This is a genomic window from Streptomyces sp. NPDC043854 (assembly GCF_056436005.1).
Genome location: NZ_JBWKDK010000068.1, coordinates 11492 through 31619, shown reverse-complemented (window position 1 = coordinate 31619; position 20128 = coordinate 11492). Strand labels below are relative to the sequence as shown.

Below are 20128 nucleotides of genomic sequence, written 5' to 3'. Positions count from 1 at the left end.
GGGGGGGGGGGGGGGGGGGGGGGGGGGGGGGGGGGGGGGGGGGGGGGGGGGGTGGTGGGGGGGGGGGGGGGGGGTGGGGGGGGGGGGGGGGGGGTCCCCCCCCCCCCCCCCCGTGCCGTGTCCGGTGCCGCGGGCGGCTGCTACAGGCGGATCTCGGGCCGGTAGGCGTCGAGCCAGATCGCGGTGTCCAGGGCCCGCTCCAGACCGTTGCGGGCGGCGGCGGTGAGGGTTTCGGGTGCCGCCTTGACGGACTCGGCCAGCCAGTCGCGGCTGACGATCCGGAAGACGGGGCCGTCCTCGCCGAGGAGCTGCTTGGCGTGCTGCTGGAGGGCTTCGGCGTAGCGCCAGTCCTGGACGACCGGGTAGGGGCTCTTGACCCGTTCGATGACGGACTGCGGCAACAGGCTGCTGGTGGCTCCGCGCAGCAGGCTCTTCTCCCGGCCGTCGTACGTCTTCATCGACCACGGCGTGTTGTAGACGTACTCCACGAGGCGGTGGTCGCAGAAGGGCACGCGGACCTCCAGGCCGACGGCCATGCTCATGCGGTCCTTGCGGTCCAGCATCATCCGCAGGAAGCGGGTGAGGTGCAGGTGGGACAGCACGCGCATGCGGTGCTCGTGGGGGCTCTCGGAGTCCACGCGGCCGACTTCGGCGACGGCGGTCGCGTAGTGGTCGGCGAGGGTCTCCAGCGGGTTGAGGGCGATCAGCGTGTCGAGGTTGTACATCTCGACGGGCTGGGTGTTGGGGGTGGCGCCGATCATGCCGGCGGTGATCCAGGGGAAGGTGTCCCCTTCCTGGACGGCCGGGTTGTGCAGCCATCCGTAGCCGCCGAACACCTCGTCGGCGGCCTCACCGGACAGGGCGACGGTGGACCGTTCGCGGATGGCCCGGAAGAGCAGGTACAGGGAGACGTCCATGTCGCCGAGGCCGGCCGGGCTGTCCCGGGCGATGACGACCCGGCGGCGTACCTCGGGGTCGGCGAGGGAGGTCGGGTCGAGCACGATGTCGGTGTGCTCGGAGCCGGCGTGGCGGGCCATGGCGGTGGCGAAGTCGGCGTCGCGGCTGCCGTGCACGCCGGTCGGTACGAAGTGCGCGGACTCGCCGGTGAAGTCGACGGCGAAGGTGTGCAGCGGGCGGCCTTCGGCGGCCCGGTGCGCGGCTGCGAGGCCGGTGATGGCGCTGGAGTCGAGGCCCCCGGACAGCAGGACGCAGGTGGGTACGTCGGCGACGAGCTGCCGGGCGACGGTGTCGTCGAGGAGCTCCCGGACCCGCTCGACGGTGGTGTCGAGGTCGTCGGTGTGCTCGCGGCTCTCCAGCCGCCAGTAGGTGTGGCTGCGGATGCCGCCCCGGTCGACGGTGACGACGGTGCCGGGCACGACCTCGACGACGTCGTCCCAGATGGTCTCGCCGGGCGGCCGGTTGAAGGCGATGAACTCGCGCAGGCCGCGGGCGCTGACCACCGGCTTGGCCAGCGGGTTGGCGAAGATCGCCTTGGGTTCGGAGGCGAACAGCACGCCGTCGGCGGTGCGGTGGTAGAAGAGCGGCTTGACGCCCATCCGGTCGCGGACCATGACCAGCTTCTGCGTGCGGCCGTCCCAGACGGCGAAGGCGTACATGCCGTTGAGGCGGGACGCCATCGCCTCGCCCCACTCCAGGTAGGCGTTCAGGACGACCTCGGTGTCGCTGGAGGTCCGGAAGCGGTGGCCGCGGCCGCGCAGCTCCTCGCGGAGCTCCCGGAAGTTGTAGACCTCGCCGCTGTAGGTGAGTGCGACGCGGCCGGCGGGGGTGGCGGCCTCCATCGGCTGGACGCCGCCGGCCAGGTCGATGATGGCGAGCCGGCGGTGGCCGAGGGCGGCGGGGCCGTCGATCCAGCTGCCTCCGGCGTCGGGCCCGCGTCCCGTCAGCGTCCGGACCATGTCGTCCAGGGTGGTGGTCTCCTGGGCCAGATCCCGTTCGTAGGCGATCCAGCCGGCGATGCCGCACATGCGATGCTCCTCGGTCTTCGCGGCGCTTCCCGGCAGCTCGATGCATGCGGCTCCCTCGCCCCGTCCCGGGACCTGGGTGTGCGGACACCTGCGGGGCCTCGACGCCCGACGGGCGCGCCTGTCCTCGCCGACCGTAATGTCCGGCGGTGTCCGGCCACATCCCCTACCGGCCCCTGAAGGCCGGGGGTGGGGGTGGGGCGCTGGGCACGGAGCGGGCGAACCGGGTGGGCGAGGCGGAGGGGCGGTCCGGGGATCGCCCCTCCGCCTCCTGCGGGTTCGCCGGTTGGTCTGTGCGGTACGGGAGTACGGGCCGCGTCTCAGGCGATGCCGGGCAGGCTCAGGTCCCACAGCCGGGCGGGCAGGTCCCGCCGCCGTTTGACCTGGAGCTTGCGGTAGATCCGGGTCAGGTGCTGCTCGACGGTGGAGACGGTGACGTACAGCTTGCCGGCGATCTCGCGGTTGGTGTGGCCGCGCGCGGCGAGGAGCGCCACCCGTGCCTCAGCCTCGGACAGCACCTCGGCCTCCCGGGGCGGATCCGCCGCCTCCCGCCCCGCGGTGGCGGGCTCGCCGTCGCCCTGTCCGGGTGTGAACTCCTGGCACAGCGGCTGCGCCCCGCAGGACTTGGCGACGTGCCAGGCCTTGCGGACGAGCATCCGGGCCCGGTTGAAGTCCCCGGCGGCGCGGTAGCCGCTGCCCAGCTCGCCCAGTGCCCTGGCCAGTTGGATGCGATCCTCGCCCTGTTCCAGGGTTTCCACGGCCTCGGTGAGCCGCTTGAGCCGGTACGTGAGGTCGCCGCTGGTGCGGGCGAGCGAGAACAGCAGGGCTCCGCGCGTCCGGGTGCCGGCGGCGCCCGCCTCGCGCTGCTTCTGCTGCTCGGCGTACTCCCGGGCGCGCGGTACGTTGCCGAGGGCCAGCCAGGCCTCGGCGGCGTCCAGCCGCCACGGCACCAGCTCCACGGCGTCCATGCCCCAGCTCTGCATGAGCTCGCCGCAGGTGAGGAAGTCGCGCAGGGCGGCGTGGTAGCGGCCGGTCGCGAGGTGGCAGCGGCCGCGGGCGCGGAGGTAGTGCAGCCCGATCTGCGTCTGCAGCATGGTCTCGGGCACGGGCTGTTCGAGCAGGTTCATGGCCTCCTCGAGGTTGCCCATCTGGGTCTCGGCCTCGATGAGGACGCCCAGCGGCAGGGCGATGCCCACGCCCCAGCACTGCACGGATATCAGGGACATGGCCTGGCGGGCCTGGGCGGCCGCGCCGGGCAGGTCGCCCTGCCGGAGGACGGCCTCGGCCCGGACGGCGCCGAGGGCCGCCTGCCAGGTCGGCGCGTTGCGGGCGGAGCACTCGCCGAGGAGCCGGTCGGTCCAGGTGAGGGCGAGGTCGAGGCGGCCGGCGTAGACGAGGGCCAGCACGGCGAGGACGAGGGGGATGAGGGTGCGGTCGCTGAGGTGGTAGCGCTGGAGCACCCGGGTGGCCTCGGCGACGGCCGCTTCGCCCTGCCCGCCGCGCAGGGCGGTCCGCAGGGCCTCGACGGCCGGGAGGTGGGCGTTGTCGGGCATGTCGTAGGGGGCGGTGCTCCGGGGGGCCGCGGCCCCGGCCGGGCTGCGCAGGGTTCCGGGCCTGGTGGTGCCGGGGAGGCCGGCGGCGGGGAACGCCTCCCGGACCGGGGGGCTGACCACGGAGAGCCAGCTCTGCGCGGCGGCGAGGGTGTCGGGGTCGTAGGCGAAGGGCTGTCCGGAGTCCCGTGCCTCCTCGGCGGCGGCCTGCAGGCGGCGTACCTCCTCGCCCGCCTGCCGGGCCTCCCCCATCCAGGCCAGGCAGCTCACGGCGTGGAGCAGGTCGCGGTCGGTGAGCCGGCCCGCGCAGAACTCGCGGGACAGCTGCCGCAGATGGCCTTCGGCGGCGACCGGGCTGCTGCGCCAGACGATGCTCACCAGGCGGGACTTCAGGGCGGTGCGCCGGGGCCCCTCGGGGCAGGAGTCGACGGCCAGTTCCCCGCAGCGCAGGGCGAGTTCGGGGTCGTCCTCGACGAGGGCGTACTCGGCGGCCTCCTGGAGGACGGGGATCGCCCAGTCGTCTGCCGGTTTACGGGTGGCGAGGAGGTGGCGGGCGACGTCGAGGGCGGGCGCCCCGTCCTGGTGCAGCAGCCGCGCGGCGCGCCGGTGGAGGGCGGACAGCTCCCCGGGCGGGGTCGCCGCCAGGACGGCGGCGCGGGTCGCGGGCGTGCGGAAGGAGCCGTCGCCGAGGATCCCGCACCGGTCCAGGTCCTGTACGGCCAGTTCGACGGTCTTGAGGTGGACGTCGGTGATGCGGCTGAGCAGGGCGGGCGGGTACGCGTCGCCGAGGACGGCGATGCCCCGGGCGACGGCCGGGATCTCGGGGTCGCCCCGGTGGAGGCAGTCCACGACGGCGCGTTCGAAGTTCTCGGCGGGGGTGAGCGGTTGGAAGGGCTCGCTGTCGCCGAGGGCCGCCAGGCCGTCCTCCAGCAGGGCGTTGACCAGGATCGGGTTTCCGCCGGTGGCCTCCTGGCAGTCGGCGGACAGCCGCTGGGCGGCGGCGGTGGCGAAGTGGTCGGCGAGGATGCGGGTGGTGCCGTCCGTGCCGAGCAGGGGCAGCCTGATGCTGGTGCAGTTGGGCTGGCGCCGCAGTTCGGCGTGGAAGGCGAGTTGGGCGGGGAGCAGGCGTACGGCCTCGGTGAGGACGATCAGGACACCTGCCTGCCTGACCCGGCGTGCCAGGCACAGCAGGAAGGCGCGGGAGAGTTCGTCGCCGTGGTGGACGTCGTCGACGGCGATGACGACGGTGCGGTCCCGGGCGATCCGCAGGAGCAGGGCGCAGACGTGCGGCAGGACCCGCATGCCGTCCTCGACGCCGCCCGTGGTGTCGTCGGTGCCGGCGGTGCCGGCGACCGGCGCTGCCACTGCGTCGAGCAGTGCGGTGGCCTCGGCGTGGACGGCGGGGTCCAGGGGTGCGGCGCTGTCGAGGATGCGGCGCAGGATACCGAAGGGGAGGTCCCGCTCCGGCCGGGAGCCGGCGGCCTCCAGGACCAGTGTCCCTTCGGCGATGGCCTGTTCGGTGAACTGCCCCAGCAGGGCCGTCTTCCCGGCGGCGATGGGCCCGCTGATCACCGCGACGCGTCCGCGGCCCCGCCGGGCGCTGCCGAGCAGGTCGTTCAGCGTCTTCCACTGCTTCTCGCGCTCGACCAGCCTTGCCACCTGTGCTTCCCTTTCCCCCGGACTGTGTGTACCTGTCCTGCACTGCACTGCGTCGCGCCTCCTCGTGGCCCGCCGGGTCGGCGGGGCGGGTACGGGGCGGGATGCGGGCGCGGCTCGTGTCTTCCGGTGCGGAGGACTGTCCGGCCCGGCGTCGAAGCCCGCCTCGTCCGTTCGCCTCCGGGCGGCCGTTGGTCATGCGGCCGGCCGGGGTGCGGCTCACCCCTTCCGGGTGGCCGCCGCGAGTTCCTCTGAAATGATCTTCAGGATCTGCGCCTGTTGTTGGGCGAGGAAGAAGTGGCCGCCGGGGAAACGGTGGATGTCGAATCCGCCGTGGGTGTGCCCTTCCCAGGCGTCGGCTTCCTCGCGGCTGGTCCGGGGGTCGGACTCTCCGGTCAGTACGGTGATCGGGGCGTTCACCGTGTCGCCGGGAGCGGCGCGGTAGTTCTCGATGGCGGTGTAGTCGCTCCGAATGGCGGGCAGCACCATGCGGAGGATCTCCTCGTTGCCGAGAATCGCAGCGTCGGTTCCGCTGAGTTCCCGCATTTCGGCCACGATGCCGTCGTCATCGCGCAGGTGCACGGTTTCGTTGCGGAAACTCGACGGCGAGCGGCGTCCCGAGGCGAAGATGCGCACGGGGGTGATGCCGTGGTCGCGCTCCAGGCGGCGGGCGGCCTCGAAGGCGAGGATCGCGCCCATGCTGTGGCCGAACAGGGCCGTCGGCCGGTCCAGCCAGGGCAGGAGGGCGCTGGTCAGGGCGTCTGCGTAGGCGCCGATGTCGGTGATCCCGGGCTCGTGCCGGCGGTCCTGCCGTCCGGGGTACTGCACGGACAGGACGTCCACCGCAGGGGAGAGCGCCTGGGAGACGGGGAAGTAGAAGGAGGCAGATCCGCCGGCGTGCGGCAGGCAGACCAGGCGGATCGGACTGTTGTCCGCGGCGTGATAGCGGCGGATCCAGCCGTCGGCATTCTGCATGTCGATCAAGGGGATGAAACTCCGTTTTCCGGTCCGGATGCAGCACGCACGTTCGATCATGCGAACCGAGCATTTCCGCTGCTTCCGCACACGCGTTCCGTTGATCCATGTCTAGCAGAGCGGCAATGCCGCCAGTACCCCTAGATCGGAACCCCTACGGCGGCCGGAAATCCCCTTCCCCGCCCGCCCCGCGGAGCATTTTCCGGACGGACGTCCGAGGTCGTCGGGCAACTCCGCGCCGCAAGAGCGGCTTTCGGCCACCCCGAGGTATCAGCGCTCCCGGTGTCAGCGCTTCCCCTTCCGCGGGGACGCCGGCGTCGACGGCGCGGGCGGCGCCGGGGGGAACGGCGGGAGGGCCGGCTCGAACAGCCAGGCCGTGAGCAGTTCGTCCACCGGATGGGCCGCGTGGCGGGCCACGTGGCCGGTGAACGCGGCGGTGGTGACCACCCCGTGGCGGTGCGCGGCCGCCCAGTCGCGCAGCATGGGGAAGAACGCGGCGTCGCCCAGGGCGCAGCGGACCGCGTGGACGGCGAGCCCGCCGCGCTGGTACAGCCGGTCGTCGAACATCAGCTTCCGGCCCGGGTCCGCCAGCCGCAGGTCCTGCGGTTTCGAGGCCAGCAGCCGGTGTGCCACGGCGGCCAGCTCGTGGGCGGTGCGGCCGCCGGAGTGCTCGGACCAGAGCCATTCGGCGTACTTCGCGAAGCCCTCGTTGAGCCAGATGTGCCGCCAGTCGGCGATGGTGACGCTGTTGCCGAACCACTGGTGGGCGAGCTCGTGGGCTACGAGGCGCTCCGAGCCCCGTACGCCGTCGACGTGGTTGGTGCCGAAGAGGGAGAGGCCCTGGGCCTCGACCGGGACGTCCAGTTCCTCGTCGGCGATGACGACCGTGTACTCACCGAAGGGGTACGGGCCGAACAGTTCCTCGAACAGGCTCATCATGGCGGGCTGCCGGGCGAAGTCCCGGGAGAACCGCGGCAGCAGGTGCGGCGGCACGTGCGCGCTCTGCGGAACGCCGCCGAGGCCGGGGCCGCCGAGCAGCACCATCTGGTACGTGCCGATGGCCAGGCCGACCAGGTAGCTGGAGGTCGGCGCGGACTGCTCGTACACCCAGGTGGTCGTGCTGGCCTTGGTGGTGCGGGTGAGGAGCCGGCCGCCGGCCACCACCGTGTACGCGGACGGCGTGTTGACGGAAATCTGGTACGCGGCCTTGTCGGCGGGCCGGTCGTTGCACGGGTACCAGGAGGGCGCGCCGACCGGCTGGCTGGCCACCAGCGCGCCGTCGGTCAGCTCCTCCCAGCCGAGGCCGCCCCAGGGGCTGCGCACCGGCCTGGGGTTGCCCGACCAGTGCACCTCCACGGTGAACGCGGCTCCGGCGGGCAGCGGCTTGGCCGGCCGGATCCGCAGCCTGCCGCCGCGGTGGGCGTAGTGCGGGACCCGGCCGTCCACGAGGACCCGGCCGAGCCGGAACTCGGCCAGGTTGAGGTGGAACTCGGCGAGCGGCGCCCGCCCGGCGATCGCGCTGAGCCGGGCCGTTCCGGCCAGCCGGTTGGGGCCGGGACGGTACTCCAGGGCGAGTTCGTACCGGTGCACGCGGTAGCGGGGATCGCCGTTGGCCGGAAAGTAAGGGTCGGATCCCGCTGTCTGCTGGCCGTTCACTGACGCTTACGCTCCCTGCCGCCCGGTGCCCGCGGCGGCCGGTCACGGCCGCCACGACTCGATCGGATTGCCCAGCCAGCGGGAGTCGGCGGGGACGGACTCCCCGGCCATCACGAGGGAGGCCGGGCCGAGAGTGCTGCGTGCCCCCACCGCGCTCCCCGGCAGGACGATTCCGCCCGGGCCCAAGGTGGCGCCCTCGCGGAGGATCACAGTATCCGTCCGCAGGATCCGGTCGTGGAAGAGGTGTGTCTGCAGCACACATCCGCGGTTCACGCTGACGGCGTCACCCAGCACGACCAGGTCCGTCTCGGGCAGCCAGTGGCTCTCGCACCACACGCCGCGGCCGATGCGGGCGCCGAGCGCGCGCAGCCACAGCACCAGCAGCGGCGTGCCGGACAGCGAGCCGGCCAGCCACGGCACGGCCAGGACCTCGACGAAGGTGTCCGCCAGCTCGCCCCGCCACACGAAGCCGCTCCACAGCGGGTGCTCCCCCGGCCGGTGGCGGCCCACCAGCAGCCACTTCGCTGCCACCGCGACCGCGCAGGCGGCCGTGCCCGCGGCGAGCAGGACCGCCCCGGAGAGCAGCGCCGCACCCCCGGGGCCCAGGCCGCTCGCCGTGGCCGCCGCGCTGAGGGCAGCCACGGCCAGCACGGCCAGCACCGCCGAGCAGAACACCGGGACGAGCCGGCACAGCTCCACCGCGCCGCGGGCCCACAGCAGCCGCGCGGGCGGCTCGTACGTCCGGGCCAGGTCGGCGTCCGCGGCGGACCGCGGCAGCCGGACGGGCGGCAGGCCCAGGTACGAGCTGCCCTTCTTGGCCTTCTTCGGCGTGGCGGACAGGACGCCGACCAGCCCGTCGTCCGGCACGGCGCGGCCCGGGGCGGTCATCCCGGAGTTGCCGAGGAAGGCCCGGCGGCCGATCTCGGAACGGCCGATCCGCACCCATCCGCCGCCCAGCTCGCACGGCGCGGTCAGGGTGTCGTCGGCGAGGAACGCGCCGTCGCCCACGGTGGTGAGGCTCGGCAGGGCGAGCACGGTGGACACCTCCGTGCCCCGGCCGACCCGCATGCCGAGCAGCCGCAGCCACACCGGTGTGATCAGCCCGGCGTACAGCGGGAACAGCGTCCCCCGGGACAGGTCCATCAGCTGGGTGACGGTCCACGCCTGCCAGGCGACCCTGCTGTGCGTCGGATGGCTTCCGGTACGCAGCCCGATGCTGAGCACGCGTACGGAGGCCAGCACCAGCAGGGCGTACGCGAGCCCGAAGGCGAGAGCGCCGGGCACCACTGCGAGCAGTGCTCCGCGCAGGGCCCGGGCGGGTCCGGCGTCGGCGGGCACGAACCGGCCGGCCACGAGCAGCGCGGGCACGGCGGCGGCCAGGGGCAGGAGGGTCAGGCCGAAGCCGGTCGCCCCGTACATGGCACGCCAGTGGACCGACCGGGGCGGGCGCTCCCGGGGCCAGTTGTGTTTGGCCCGGCCGAGCTTGACCGCCGGCGCCCCGGCCCAGCGCTGGCCGGTGGGGATCTGCCCGGTCACCGCGGAGCCGGGGGCCACCTCGGCCCGCTTGCCGACCCGCGCCCCGGGGAAGAGCACGCTGCGGGTGCCGACGACCGCTCCCGCGCCGACCTTGACCGGGCCGATGACCAACCGGTCCCCGTCCAGCCAGTGCCCGCAGAGGTCGACCTCGGACTCGACGGCGCAGCCGCGGCCCAGCTTGAGCAGGCCGGTGACCGGGGGCAGGGAGTGCAGGTCGACGTCGGGCCCGACCTTGGCGCCGAGGGCCCGGGCGTAGCGCTCCAGCCAGGAACCGGTGAGGGAGGTGGCGCCGGCGTACTCGGCCAGCCGCTCGGCCGTCCACAGCCTGAGGTGCACGCTTCCGCCGCGCGGGTGGCGTCCCGGCCGCACGCCGCGCAGCAGCAGCCGGGCGCCGCCGGCGGCGATCGCCAGCCGGCCCGGGGGGCTGAAGAGCAGGGCCGCGGCGGCGCCGACGAGCCACCACGAGGCGGTCGGCGCCCACGGGTAGGGCCCGAACCGGTGCAGTACGTTGCCCAGGGCCAGCAGCGCCACCGTCCAGCGCAGGCCGGCCAGGGTGGCCAGCGGGAGCAGCAGGAGGCACTGCACCGCCTGGGCGCGGGCCGGGACGGGGGCGACGGGCCGGGCCGCGGCCTCGTCCTGCGCGGATTTCTCCAGCCGCCGGGCGAGTTTGCGCAGGGTGGGCTGCTGGTAGATGTCGAGGACGGCCGCTCCCGGGTAGCGGGTGCGCAGGCGGGTGGTGAGCCGGGCGGCCGCGAGGCTGCCTCCGCCGATCGCGAAGAAGTCGTCGTCGGCGCCGCTGACGGGCACGCCGAGGGTCTCGTGCCACTGTTCGGCGAGCCAGGCCTCGGTGCCGTGCAGCCGCTCGCCGGGACCGGTCGCGGTCTCCGGTTCGGGCAGGGGCCAGGGCAGCGCGTCCCGGTCCACCTTGCCGGAGGTGCGGGTGGGCAGTTCACCGACGGGCGCGAGCAGCGGTACGAGGGCTGCGGGCAGCGCGGCCCGCAGCCGCTCGACGGCCTCCGCCCGGTCCCAGCGGTCCTCGGTGACGAGGTAGCCGACCAGCAGCTGGTTGCCGCCGCGCGCGGTGCGTACGGCGGCGGCCGCGGCACACACGCCGGGCAGGGCCCGCAGTGCGGCGTCCACCTCTCCCAGTTCGATGCGGCGGCCGCCGAGCTTGACCTGGTCGTCGGCGCGGCCGAGGAAGACCAGGCCCTCCGGTTCCGCCCGGACGAGGTCGCCGCTGCGGTAGGCGCGCCGCCAGCCGAGCGCGTCGAGCGGGGCGTACTTCTCCGCGTCCTTCTCCGGGTCGAGGTAGCGGGCCAGGCCCACGCCGCCGATCACGAGCTCGCCGCTGCCGCCCATCGGCACCGGTTCGCCGGACCCGTCGACCACGGCCAGTTCCCAGCCGTTCAGCGGGAGGCCGATCCGGACCGGTTCCGCACCGGTCAGGAGCGAGGCGCAGGCGACGACGGTCGCCTCGGTGGGGCCGTACGTGTTCCAGACCTCCCGGCCCTCGGTGACCAGGCGCCGGCCCAGCTCGGGCGGGCACGCCTCGCCGCCGAAGACCAGCAGTCGGACCTCGTTCAGGGTGTCGGGCTCCCAGAGCCCGGCGAGGGTGGGCACGGTGGAGACGACGGTGATCTCCTGCTCCGCCAGCCAGGGGCCGAGATCGGCGCCGCTGCGCACGCGGGAGCGGGGCACCGGGACGAGGCAGGCGCCGTGGCGCCAGGCCAGCCACATCTCCTCGCAGGAGGCGTCGAAGGCGACGGACAACCCGGCCATGACCCGGTCGCCGGGGCCGATCGGCTCGTCGGCGAGGAACAGGGCGGCCTCGGCGTCCACGAAGGCGGCGGCGCTGCGGTGGGTGACGGCGACGCCCTTGGGCCTGCCGGTGGAGCCCGAGGTGAAGATGATCCAGGCGTCGTCCTCCGGTCCGGGCCGGGAGGCGGGAGCCGCGCCGCCCTCCTGCGCCGGTCCTGCGGTCTCGCCGACGTCGACGGGGCCGTTGGCGCCGACGGGGGCGGCGGCGCCGACGGGCTCGACGGGGTCGATGCGCTGATCGGCGCCGAGCACGGCCCGTACCCCGGCCTCGGCGAAGACCAGCGCGGCCCGCTCGTCGGGGTCCTCGGCGTCGACCGGGACGTAGGCGGCCCCGGCGGCGAGTACCGCGAGGATCGACGCGTACAGCTCGTTGGTGCCGGACGGCACGCGTACGCCGACCCGGTCGCCGAGGCCGATCCCGGCGGCCGCGAGGGCGCGCCGCCGGTGCTCGACCTCGGCGGCCAGGGCCCGGTAGGTCAGCCGGGCGGTGCCGTCGTCCAGGGCGAGCTCGTCGGGGTGCGCCCGTACGGAGGCGTCGAAGACGTCGACGAGGGTGCGCGGCGGGGCCGCCGGCCCGGCGCGGAACCGGGCGGACTTGCCGGGCTCCGGCTGCCCGGGACCGTCCCCGGGCGTCGCGCCGTCGTCGATCAGAGTGAGTTCACCGTGCTCGGGTGTGGCTGCCATCGGCCCTCACGTCTCGCACCCGGATACACCCGGGTTGTCGGTGTGGCCCGGGTTTGACCCGGGTTGCTCGGGTACAGCGCCAAACAGCCCGTCAGTTTAGTGGACCCGTGGGAAGGATCGGCGATTTCGCCGCGTCCCGACGGCCTGCGGGTGCGTTTTGTCGCCACCTGAGGTTCGCGGCGCAGAGGCGGCCGGACGGGCGGTGCTCAACAAGGGGGCGGGCGCCGGGTCGTACGGGGGCGCGGGGTTCGACGAGGCGTACCACGGGCGCCGGGAGATGCTCCCCGATCCGGCACCACGACCTGGACCGGCGTCCGCCGAGCTCAGCCCGAGTGCGTCACCCCGGGCGAGCCGGTTCCGGACGGGGATGAAACCGGTGCGCGGGTCCGTCGGGCGGACGTGCGCCCTGCTCCGGGCCCGCCCAGACTGGCAGGATGAGGCACACGCCTGCGGTCCTGCTCTGCACGGCCGGCCTGATCGGCGCAGCCCTTCCGGCCGGGACATCCGTCGCGCCGGCGGCTGCGGCGCCCCGGCCCTGCGTCGGCTCCCCCGCTCCCGCCCGCGGCGACGCACGCCGGGTCCTCGCCATCGCCGAGCAGGCCAAGCGGGAGTTCGGCCTGAACGCGGTGGTCCTGAAGGTGTCCTCCCGCGACCGGGAGGTGCTCACCGCGGCCCTCGGCGAGTCGATGACGGGGGTTCCGGCCGAGCCGTCGATGCAGTTCCGCACCGGCTCCGTGGGCATCGTCTACATGGCGACCGTCCTGCTGCAGCTGGTCGAGGAGGGCAAGGCCTCGCTCGACGACCCGGTGGCCCGCTGGGTGCCGGACGCGCCGCACGGCTCGAAGATCACACTGAGGATGCTCGGCAGCTCCACCTCGGGCCTCCACGACTACGTCACCGACCCGAAGTTCCTCGCGGAGCTGGAGGCGAAACCGTTCCGCGCATGGACACCGGCGGAGCTGGTCGGGTTCGCCGCAGCCCATCCGCTCCTGTACGAGCCGGGTACCAACTGGAGTTACTCGCACGCCAACTTCGTCCTCCTCGGCGCCGCACTCGAGAAGATCAGCGGTCAGCGCCTGGACCGGCTGCTCGCCGATCGCGTCTTCGGCCCGCTGGGGCTGAGCCGGACCGGCAACCAGTACACGCCGCAGATCCCGGCGCCCGTCCTGCACGCCTTCACCTCCGAGCGCGGCCGCTACGAGGAGTCGACCTTCTGGAACCCCTCGTGGACCACGGCTCCGGGCGCGGTCCTGGTCCAGGACATCTGCGACCTGGAACGGTCGGCCCGCGGCATCGGGACCGGCGAGCTGCTGTCCCCGAAGTACTTCCGGACCCAGCTCGATCCGGGCACGGTCGGCCTGGGCCACCCGACGGCCTCCTGCCCGGCCAGCGTCTGCCTCCTGACCAATACGCCGACCCGGCACTTCGGCTTCGGGGTCATCGTGGTCAACGGATGGATCACGACGAACCCGTCCTTCTCCGGCTACGCTGCCATTCAGGCCTATCTGCCGGCGCGGCAGCTGGCCATCGCGGTCAGTGTGACGCAGGGCCCCGAGAGCCCCGAGGGCAACTCGGCCCAGACCATCGCCGAGCGCATTGCCGCCGCCCTCGCCCCCGGGCACCCGCTCAAGGTCTCCTGACATAAGGATTTCCTTTCGCACCGGACTAAAGAGCACACAAACGGCTTTTGACTTTATGCTTGTATCCGGAGTTTCCAGGCGTGTTCTCATCGCTCTGCGTCTGCAGTACGCGACCATACGGACGCCGCAGGAAATACCGATACAGGAAGAAGGACGGACGTGTCCGGCAGCGAAAGCGAAAACCCGGTAATCCCCTCCCCGGTCCCCACGCAGACCCGGCCCATGACCAACCAGGACTGGTGGCCGAACCAGCTGGACCTCCAGGTCCTGCGCCAGAACTCGCCCCTCGCGGATCCGATGGGCGGGGACTTCGACTACGCGGAGGAGTTCAAGACCCTCGACGTCGACGCGCTGAAGCGGGACGTCTTTGAGGTGATGACGACGTCACAGGACTGGTGGCCGGCCGACTACGGCCACTACGGGCCGCTCTTCATCCGGATGAGCTGGCACGCCGCCGGCACGTACCGCATCGCCGACGGCCGGGGTGGAGGCGGTGCCGGCGCCCAGCGCTTCGCCCCCCTCAACAGCTGGCCGGACAACGCGAGCCTCGACAAGGCACGCCGGCTGCTCTGGCCGGTCAAGCAGAAGTACGGCCGGAAAATCTCCTGGGCCGACCTTCTGATCTTCGCCGGCAACTGCGCCCTGGAATCCATGGGGTTCAAGACGTTCGGATTCGGCTTCGGCAGAGAGGACATCTGGGAGCCCGAGGAAATCTTCTGGGGGCCCGAGGACACCTGGCTCGGAGATGAGCGCTACAGCGGCGACAGGGAACTCGCGGTTCCTTTCGGCGCCGTGCAGATGGGCCTGATCTACGTGAATCCGGAGGGGCCCAACGGCACCCCGGATCCGCTGGCGGCCGCCCGGGACGTCCGCGAGACGTTCGCGCGCATGGCCATGAACGACGAGGAGACGGTCGCGCTCATCGTCGGCGGCCACACCTTCGGCAAGTGCCACGGCGCGGTCGGCTCCCGCTACGTCGGCCCGGAGCCCGAGGGCGCCCCCGTGGAGCAGCAGGGCCTCGGCTGGCGGAACACCTACGGCACCGGCAAGGGCGCCGACACGCTCACCAGCGGACTGGAGGGCGCGTGGACCACCGAGCCGACGACATGGGACAACGGCTATCTGGACAACCTGTTCCGGTACGACTGGGAGCTGACGAAGAGCCCCGCCGGCGCCCACCAGTGGAAGCCGAAGGATCCCGAGGCGCAGGGCACCGTGCCCGATGCGCACGACCCGTCGAAGCGGCACGCCCCGATGATGCTGACGACGGACCTCGCGCTGAAGCTGGATCCGGTCTACCGGCCGATCGCGCAGCGCTTCCACGAGCACCCGGACGAGCTCGCGACGGCGTTCGCCAAGGCGTGGTACAAGCTGCTGCACCGCGACATGGGGCCCGCCGGGCGGTACCTCGGCCCGTGGGTTCCCGAGCCGCAGCTGTGGCAGGACCCCGTCCCCGAACGCGACCACGACCTGGTCACGGACCAGGACATCGCCGCCCTCAAGGAGCAGATCCTGGGCTCGGGCCTGCCCGTCTCCCATCTGGTCGCCACCGCTTGGGCGTCGGCGGCGAGCTTCCGCGGCACCGACAAGCGCGGCGGCGCCAACGGGGCGCGGATCCGGCTCGCGCCGCAAAAGGGCTGGGAGCCCAATGACACGCCCGAAGTGGCCGGGGTGCTCCAGGCCCTGGAGCGGATCCGGCAGGAGTTCAATGCCTCGCAGTCCGGCGGAACGCGGGTGTCGCTGGCCGACCTGATCGTCCTGGGCGGATGCGCGGGCGTCGAGCAGGCGGCGCGGAACGCCGGGCACGACATCACGGTCCCGTTCACGCCGGGACGCACGGACGCCTCGCAGGAGCAGACGGACGTGGAGTCGTTCGCCGTGCTGGAGCCCCGCGCGGACGGGTTCCGCAACTACGTGCGGGCGGGAGAGAAGCTGCCCCCGGAGACCCTGCTCCTGGACCGGGCCAGCCTGCTGACCCTGACCGCCCCCGAGATGACCGTGCTGATCGGCGGTATGCGGGCGCTGAACGCCAATGTCAAGCAGTCCCCGCGCGGCGTCTTCACCGACCGCCCCGAGACGTTGACCAACGACTTCTTCGTCAACCTGCTGGACATGGGCACGGAGTGGAAGCCGTCCGCCACGGTCGAGAACGAGTTCGAAGGCCGGGACCGGGCCACGGGCCGGGTCAAGTGGACCGCGACCGCCGTCGACCTCGTCTTCGGCTCCCACTCCCAGCTCCGGGCCATCGCGGAGGTCTACGCGTCCCAGGACGCGGGCGAGAAGTTCGTACGCGACTTCGTCGCCGCATGGGACAAGGTCATGAACCTCGACCGGTTCGACCTTGCCTGAGCCCCGGTGTCCGGGTCGGCCGGCCGGTCCCCCTGCCGACCGCCCCGGTGTCCGGGTCGGCCGGCCGGTCCCCCTGCCGACCCGGACCACCCGTACACCCGGCGCACGCCCGGCGTACGTCCCCGGCTCAGTCCTCGGGGAGGACGTTGCCGTCCTCGTCGAGCGGAAGGTGGATCCGTGCCGGGTCCTGGGTGTTGACGTCGGACCGGCGGGGCCCTTCGGGCCCGTCGGGCCCCCAGCGCAGCAGGCGGCGGGTGCGGGCGATCCGGTACACGGTGCCCTGGAACTCCAGCCGGTTCACGCGGCCGACCCGGAGCCTGTCGGCTGCCTCGGCGTACGCCGCCAGCTCCGCGGAGTGCCGGTCCTTCCGGGCGCCGTCGGCCGCCGCCCGGGTGCGGGCGTCGGCGTGCATGTCGGTGCCGACGGGGATGAGGCCGCGCATCCGCGGCCACGCCCACGTCAGCCCGAAGTCCAGGGACCTGCGGGCGGCCTGCGCCGTCGGGTGCGGGCCGCTGACCGGCTTCCACCCGTTCCCGGACTGCTCCACCACCGCGAACGTCGGGGGCAGGAGCAGGACGTCCGGGTGCGTCTCCACTGCCCGCCGCGAGTCGGCCCGCACGGCTTCGGGGAAGCGGCTGCCCGTGTAGTGCAGGGCGCGCAGGGCGAGCTGCTCGAGGGCCTGGGTGGGGGTGACCGGGGCGTCCGGGTCCAGGACCAGGCCGTCGTCGATCCGCGGCTCCGCGGCGTCGCGCGCCCAGTCCGGGACCGGGGGCTCCGGATCGGTCGGGCGCGGCTCCTCGATGCCGCTCGGGCCGGCTCCCGCGTATTCCTCGGCGCGCACGATGCGGTAGCGGGTGCCGGCGGCGACGAGTTCGTCGATCCGCTCGCTCTCCAGTCGGGCGACCGCCGCCAGGAGGTCGCGCCGCTCCGCCCTGTCCTTCGCCTCGTCCTTCGCGCGGAACCACAGCCGCGAGTTGAGGCCGTCGCGTGCCTGCTGCGGGCAGCCGTCCGCCACCGCGATCACCACCCGCCACCGCGGGCCGTCCCCGGGGCCCTGCGCCGCCACCCCGAACAGCGGTCCGCGCACGGCGACGTCGCCCGCACGCGCCGCGGCGTCGACGGCGTCGGCTTCCACTGCGGCTTCCACCGGCTCCACCGGTACGCGCACCACCATCGGCCGCGACCGGCCCGGTCCTGCATCCCCACGGTCCATGCCCCCATCCTGCCGACCGGAGCACGGCGCCGTGGCGGATTCGCCATTCCCGCCCCCTGCGGGGTACCGGCGGCCGGAGCGCGGCTACCGTGCCGCGGCGGCGTCGGCGCAGGCGGGGCACAGGCCCCGGTAGACCACGTCGGCCCGCGCGACGGTGAAGCCGAACCGTTCGGAGGCGGGCAGGTCCGCCAGCGGGTCCCCGGCGGGGTGGACGTCCCGGATCTCGCCGCAGCCGGAGCACACCAGGTGCTGGTGGGGGCGGCGCGCGTTCGGGTCGTAGCGTTTCGCGCGGCCGTCCGTGGCCACCTCGACCACCTCGCCGAGGGCGACGAGCTCGCCGAGGGTGTTGTAGACGGTCGCGCGGGACACCTCCGGCAGCCGGGCGGTGGCCCGGGCGAGCACCTCGTCCGCCGTGAGGTGGATGTGGTCGCCGTCCAGTACCTCCGCGACGACCCGACGCTGAGCCGTCATGCGCCAGCCGCGTCCGCGGAGCCGCTTCACCAGGTCGCTCATGCCCCACCAGCCTCAATGCGCCTCGTGCGACTAATGAATCCGTACAGATTTGGTTGCTGCATTGACTTGGACTTGGTCCATCGTAGGATCGGTTCCGGCGACAGCCAAGGGACAGAACGGCGCGGCGGCGAAGAGCGCGTGACGGTGTGCGGGCCCGCTCCCGAAGACGGGGAGCTCGCCGCCCGCCCGCTGCCCGCTGCGCCGCTCCGCCCCTCGCAGTTCCCGAGCACCGTGGTCCACCCAGTCCGGAAGGATTCCGAGGATTCCCATGCCTGAGAACGATGAAGCAATCGTCGTGGACGCGAAGACCGAAGGCGCCGGAGGCTGCCCGGTCGCGCACGAGCGGGCCCCGCACCCGACTCAGGGCGGCGGAAACCGCCAGTGGTGGCCGGAGCGGCTCAACCTGAAGATCCTCGCCAAGAACCCCGCGGTGGCCAATCCCCTCGGCGAGGGGTTCGACTACGCCGCGGCGTTCGAGACCCTGGACCTGCCGGCGGTGAAGCGGGACATCGCCGAGGTGCTGACCACCTCGCAGGACTGGTGGCCGGCCGACTTCGGCCACTACGGCCCGTTCATCATCCGGATGGCCTGGCACAGCGCGGGCACGTACCGGATCAGCGACGGCCGCGGCGGTGCCGGTGCCGGCCAGCAGCGCTTCGCCCCGCTGAACAGCTGGCCGGACAACGCCAACCTCGACAAGGCCCGCCGCCTGCTGTGGCCGGTCAAGAAGAAGTACGGCCAGAGCCTTTCCTGGGCCGACCTGATGATCCTCGCCGGCAACGTCGCCCTGGAGACGATGGGCTTCGAGACCTTCGGCTTCGGCGGCGGCCGTGCGGATGTCTGGGAACCCGACGAGGACGTCTACTGGGGCCCCGAGACCACCTGGCTCGACGACCGGCGCTACACCGGTGACCGGGAGCTGGAGAGCCCCCTCGGCGCGGTCCAGATGGGCCTGATCTACGTCAACCCGGAGGGCCCGAACGGCAACCCCGACCCGATCGCCGCGGCCCGCGACATCCGCGAAACGTTCCGCCGGATGGCGATGAACGACGAGGAGACCGTCGCCCTGATAGCCGGCGGCCACACCTTCGGCAAGACCCACGGCGCCGGCCCGGCGGACCACGTCGGCGCCGACCCCGAGGCCGCTCCGCTGGAGCAGCAGGGCCTCGGCTGGAGCAGCTCCTTCGGCACCGGCAAGGGCGGCGACACGATCACCAGCGGCCTCGAGGGCACCTGGACCAACACCCCCACCGCCTGGGACAACAGCTTCTTCGAGATCCTCTTCGGCTACGAGTGGGAGCTGTTCGAGAGCCCGGCCGGCGCGCAGCAGTGGCGGCCGAAGGAAGGAGCGGGGGCCGGCACCGTCCCCGATGCCCACGACGCGTCGAGGAGCCACGCCCCGACGATGCTGACGACCGACCTCTCGCTCCGCTTCGACCCGGTCTACGAGCCGATCTCGCGGCGCTTCCTGGAGGACCCCGACGCGTTCGCGGACGCCTTCGCCCGGGCCTGGTTCAAACTGACCCACCGCGACATGGGCCCGGTCGTGCGCTACCTCGGCCCCGAGGTCCCGTCCGAGACGCTGCTGTGGCAGGACCCGCTGCCCGAGCGCACGTACGAGCCCGTCGACGCCGGGGACATCGCGGACCTCAAGGCCCGGATCCTCGACTCCGGCCTCACCGTCTCCGAGCTGGTGTCCACCGCGTGGGCGGCGGCGTCGTCCTTCCGCGGCAGCGACAGGCGCGGCGGCGCCAACGGTGCGCGCATCCGGCTCCAGCCGCAGGCCGGCTGGGAGGTCAACGAGCCCGACCGGCTGACGGCGGCGCTGCGGACCCTGACCGGGATCCAGGAGTCCTTCAACGCCGGCCGGGCCGACGGCAGGCAGGTCTCGCTCGCCGACCTGATCGTCCTCGCCGGCAACGCGGGCGTCGAGGCGGCGGCCAAGGACGCGGGCTTCGAGGTGGCGGTCCCCTTCACCCCGGGCCGTGTGGACGCCTCGCAGGAGCAGACGGACGTGGAGTCCTTCGCCGCGCTCGAGCCGACCGCGGACGGCTTCCGCAACTACCTCGGCAAGGGCAACCGGCTGCCCGCCGAGTACCTGCTGCTCGACAGGGCGAACCTGCTCACGCTGAGCGCCCCCGAGCTGACCGTCCTCGTCGGCGGCCTGCGCGTCCTGGGCGCGAACCACCAGCAGACGCAGCTCGGCGTCTTCACGGCGACGCCCGGCGTCCTGACCAACGACTTCTTCGTCAACCTGCTCGACCTGGGCACGACGTGGAAGGCGACCACCGAGGACGCGCACACCTTCGAGGGCCGCGACGCCGCCACCGGCGAGCTCAAGTGGACCGGCAGCCGGGCCGACCTCGTCTTCGGGTCGAACTCCGAGCTGCGCGCGCTCGCGGAGGTCTACGCGAGCGACGACGCGAAGCGGAAGTTCGTGGACGACTTCGTCGCGGCATGGACCAAGGTGATGGACCTGGACCGCTTCGACCTCGTCTGACGACGGCGTCCGGGCCGGACACCCCGAGGGGACTCTGCGTGGCGAGCCGCCACCGG

10 protein-coding genes are annotated in these 20128 nt (G+C 73.3%); 3 read left to right on the top strand and 7 right to left on the bottom strand.

The features are described from left to right. Window positions 1-140 precede the first annotated feature (140 nt). The 5 genes from asnB to AC068A_RS33650 form a co-directional block, all read right to left on the bottom strand. Window positions 141-1985 carry an asparagine synthase (glutamine-hydrolyzing) gene (gene asnB / locus AC068A_RS33670; protein WP_478590081.1) on the bottom strand — a complete coding sequence of 615 codons (1845 nt, stop codon included), beginning with the start codon at window positions 1983-1985 and terminating at the stop codon, window positions 141-143. A 317-nt stretch (window positions 1986-2302) separates the two neighbouring features. Next, window positions 2303-5191, bottom strand: coding sequence for a helix-turn-helix transcriptional regulator (locus AC068A_RS33665; RefSeq protein ID WP_478590080.1), 2889 nt, complete (start codon window positions 5189-5191; stop codon window positions 2303-2305). 216 nt (window positions 5192-5407) lie between these two features. Then, a complete protein-coding gene (locus tag AC068A_RS33660) occupies window positions 5408-6163 on the bottom strand; it encodes a thioesterase II family protein (RefSeq protein ID WP_478590082.1) in 756 nt (251 codons plus the stop codon). Window positions 6164-6448: 285 nt separating this feature from the next. Beyond that, the gene (locus AC068A_RS33655) at window positions 6449-7819 is read right to left on the bottom strand and encodes a M1 family metallopeptidase (RefSeq protein ID WP_478590079.1); all 1371 of its coding nucleotides are present in this window, start codon (window positions 7817-7819) and stop codon (window positions 6449-6451) included. A 42-nt stretch (window positions 7820-7861) separates the two neighbouring features. Beyond that, window positions 7862-11857: a Pls/PosA family non-ribosomal peptide synthetase gene (locus AC068A_RS33650; RefSeq protein ID WP_478590078.1), complete on the bottom strand. Its 3996-nt coding sequence runs from the start codon at window positions 11855-11857 to the stop codon at window positions 7862-7864. 434 nt (window positions 11858-12291) lie between these two features. Here AC068A_RS33650 and AC068A_RS33645 point away from each other — a divergent pair, with 434 nt between their 5' ends. Both AC068A_RS33645 and katG (AC068A_RS33640) read left to right on the top strand, forming a co-directional pair. Then, the gene (locus AC068A_RS33645; RefSeq protein WP_478590077.1) at window positions 12292-13497 is read left to right on the top strand and encodes a serine hydrolase domain-containing protein; all 1206 of its coding nucleotides are present in this window, start codon (window positions 12292-12294) and stop codon (window positions 13495-13497) included. A gap of 159 nt (window positions 13498-13656) precedes the next feature. Beyond that, entirely contained in the window at window positions 13657-15846 is a 2190-nt protein-coding gene (gene katG / locus AC068A_RS33640; protein WP_478590076.1) for a catalase/peroxidase HPI, read from the top strand. 127 nt (window positions 15847-15973) lie between these two features. On the opposite strand, the gene AC068A_RS33635 is transcribed toward katG (AC068A_RS33640), so the two are convergent. Together AC068A_RS33635 and AC068A_RS33630 are read right to left on the bottom strand one after the other, a co-directional pair. After that, window positions 15974-17059, bottom strand: a complete 1086-nt coding sequence (locus AC068A_RS33635; protein WP_478590075.1) for a DUF5954 family protein — start codon at window positions 17057-17059, stop codon at window positions 15974-15976. Between the two features lie 84 nt (window positions 17060-17143). After that, the gene (locus tag AC068A_RS33630) at window positions 17144-17572 is read right to left on the bottom strand and encodes a Fur family transcriptional regulator (RefSeq protein ID WP_478590074.1); all 429 of its coding nucleotides are present in this window, start codon (window positions 17570-17572) and stop codon (window positions 17144-17146) included. Window positions 17573-17840: 268 nt separating this feature from the next. Here AC068A_RS33630 and katG (AC068A_RS33625) point away from each other — a divergent pair, with 268 nt between their 5' ends. Continuing rightward, complete coding sequence (gene katG / locus AC068A_RS33625; protein WP_478590073.1) at window positions 17841-20072, top strand: catalase/peroxidase HPI; 2232 nt, start codon at window positions 17841-17843, stop codon at window positions 20070-20072. Window positions 20073-20128: the final 56 nt, after the last annotated feature.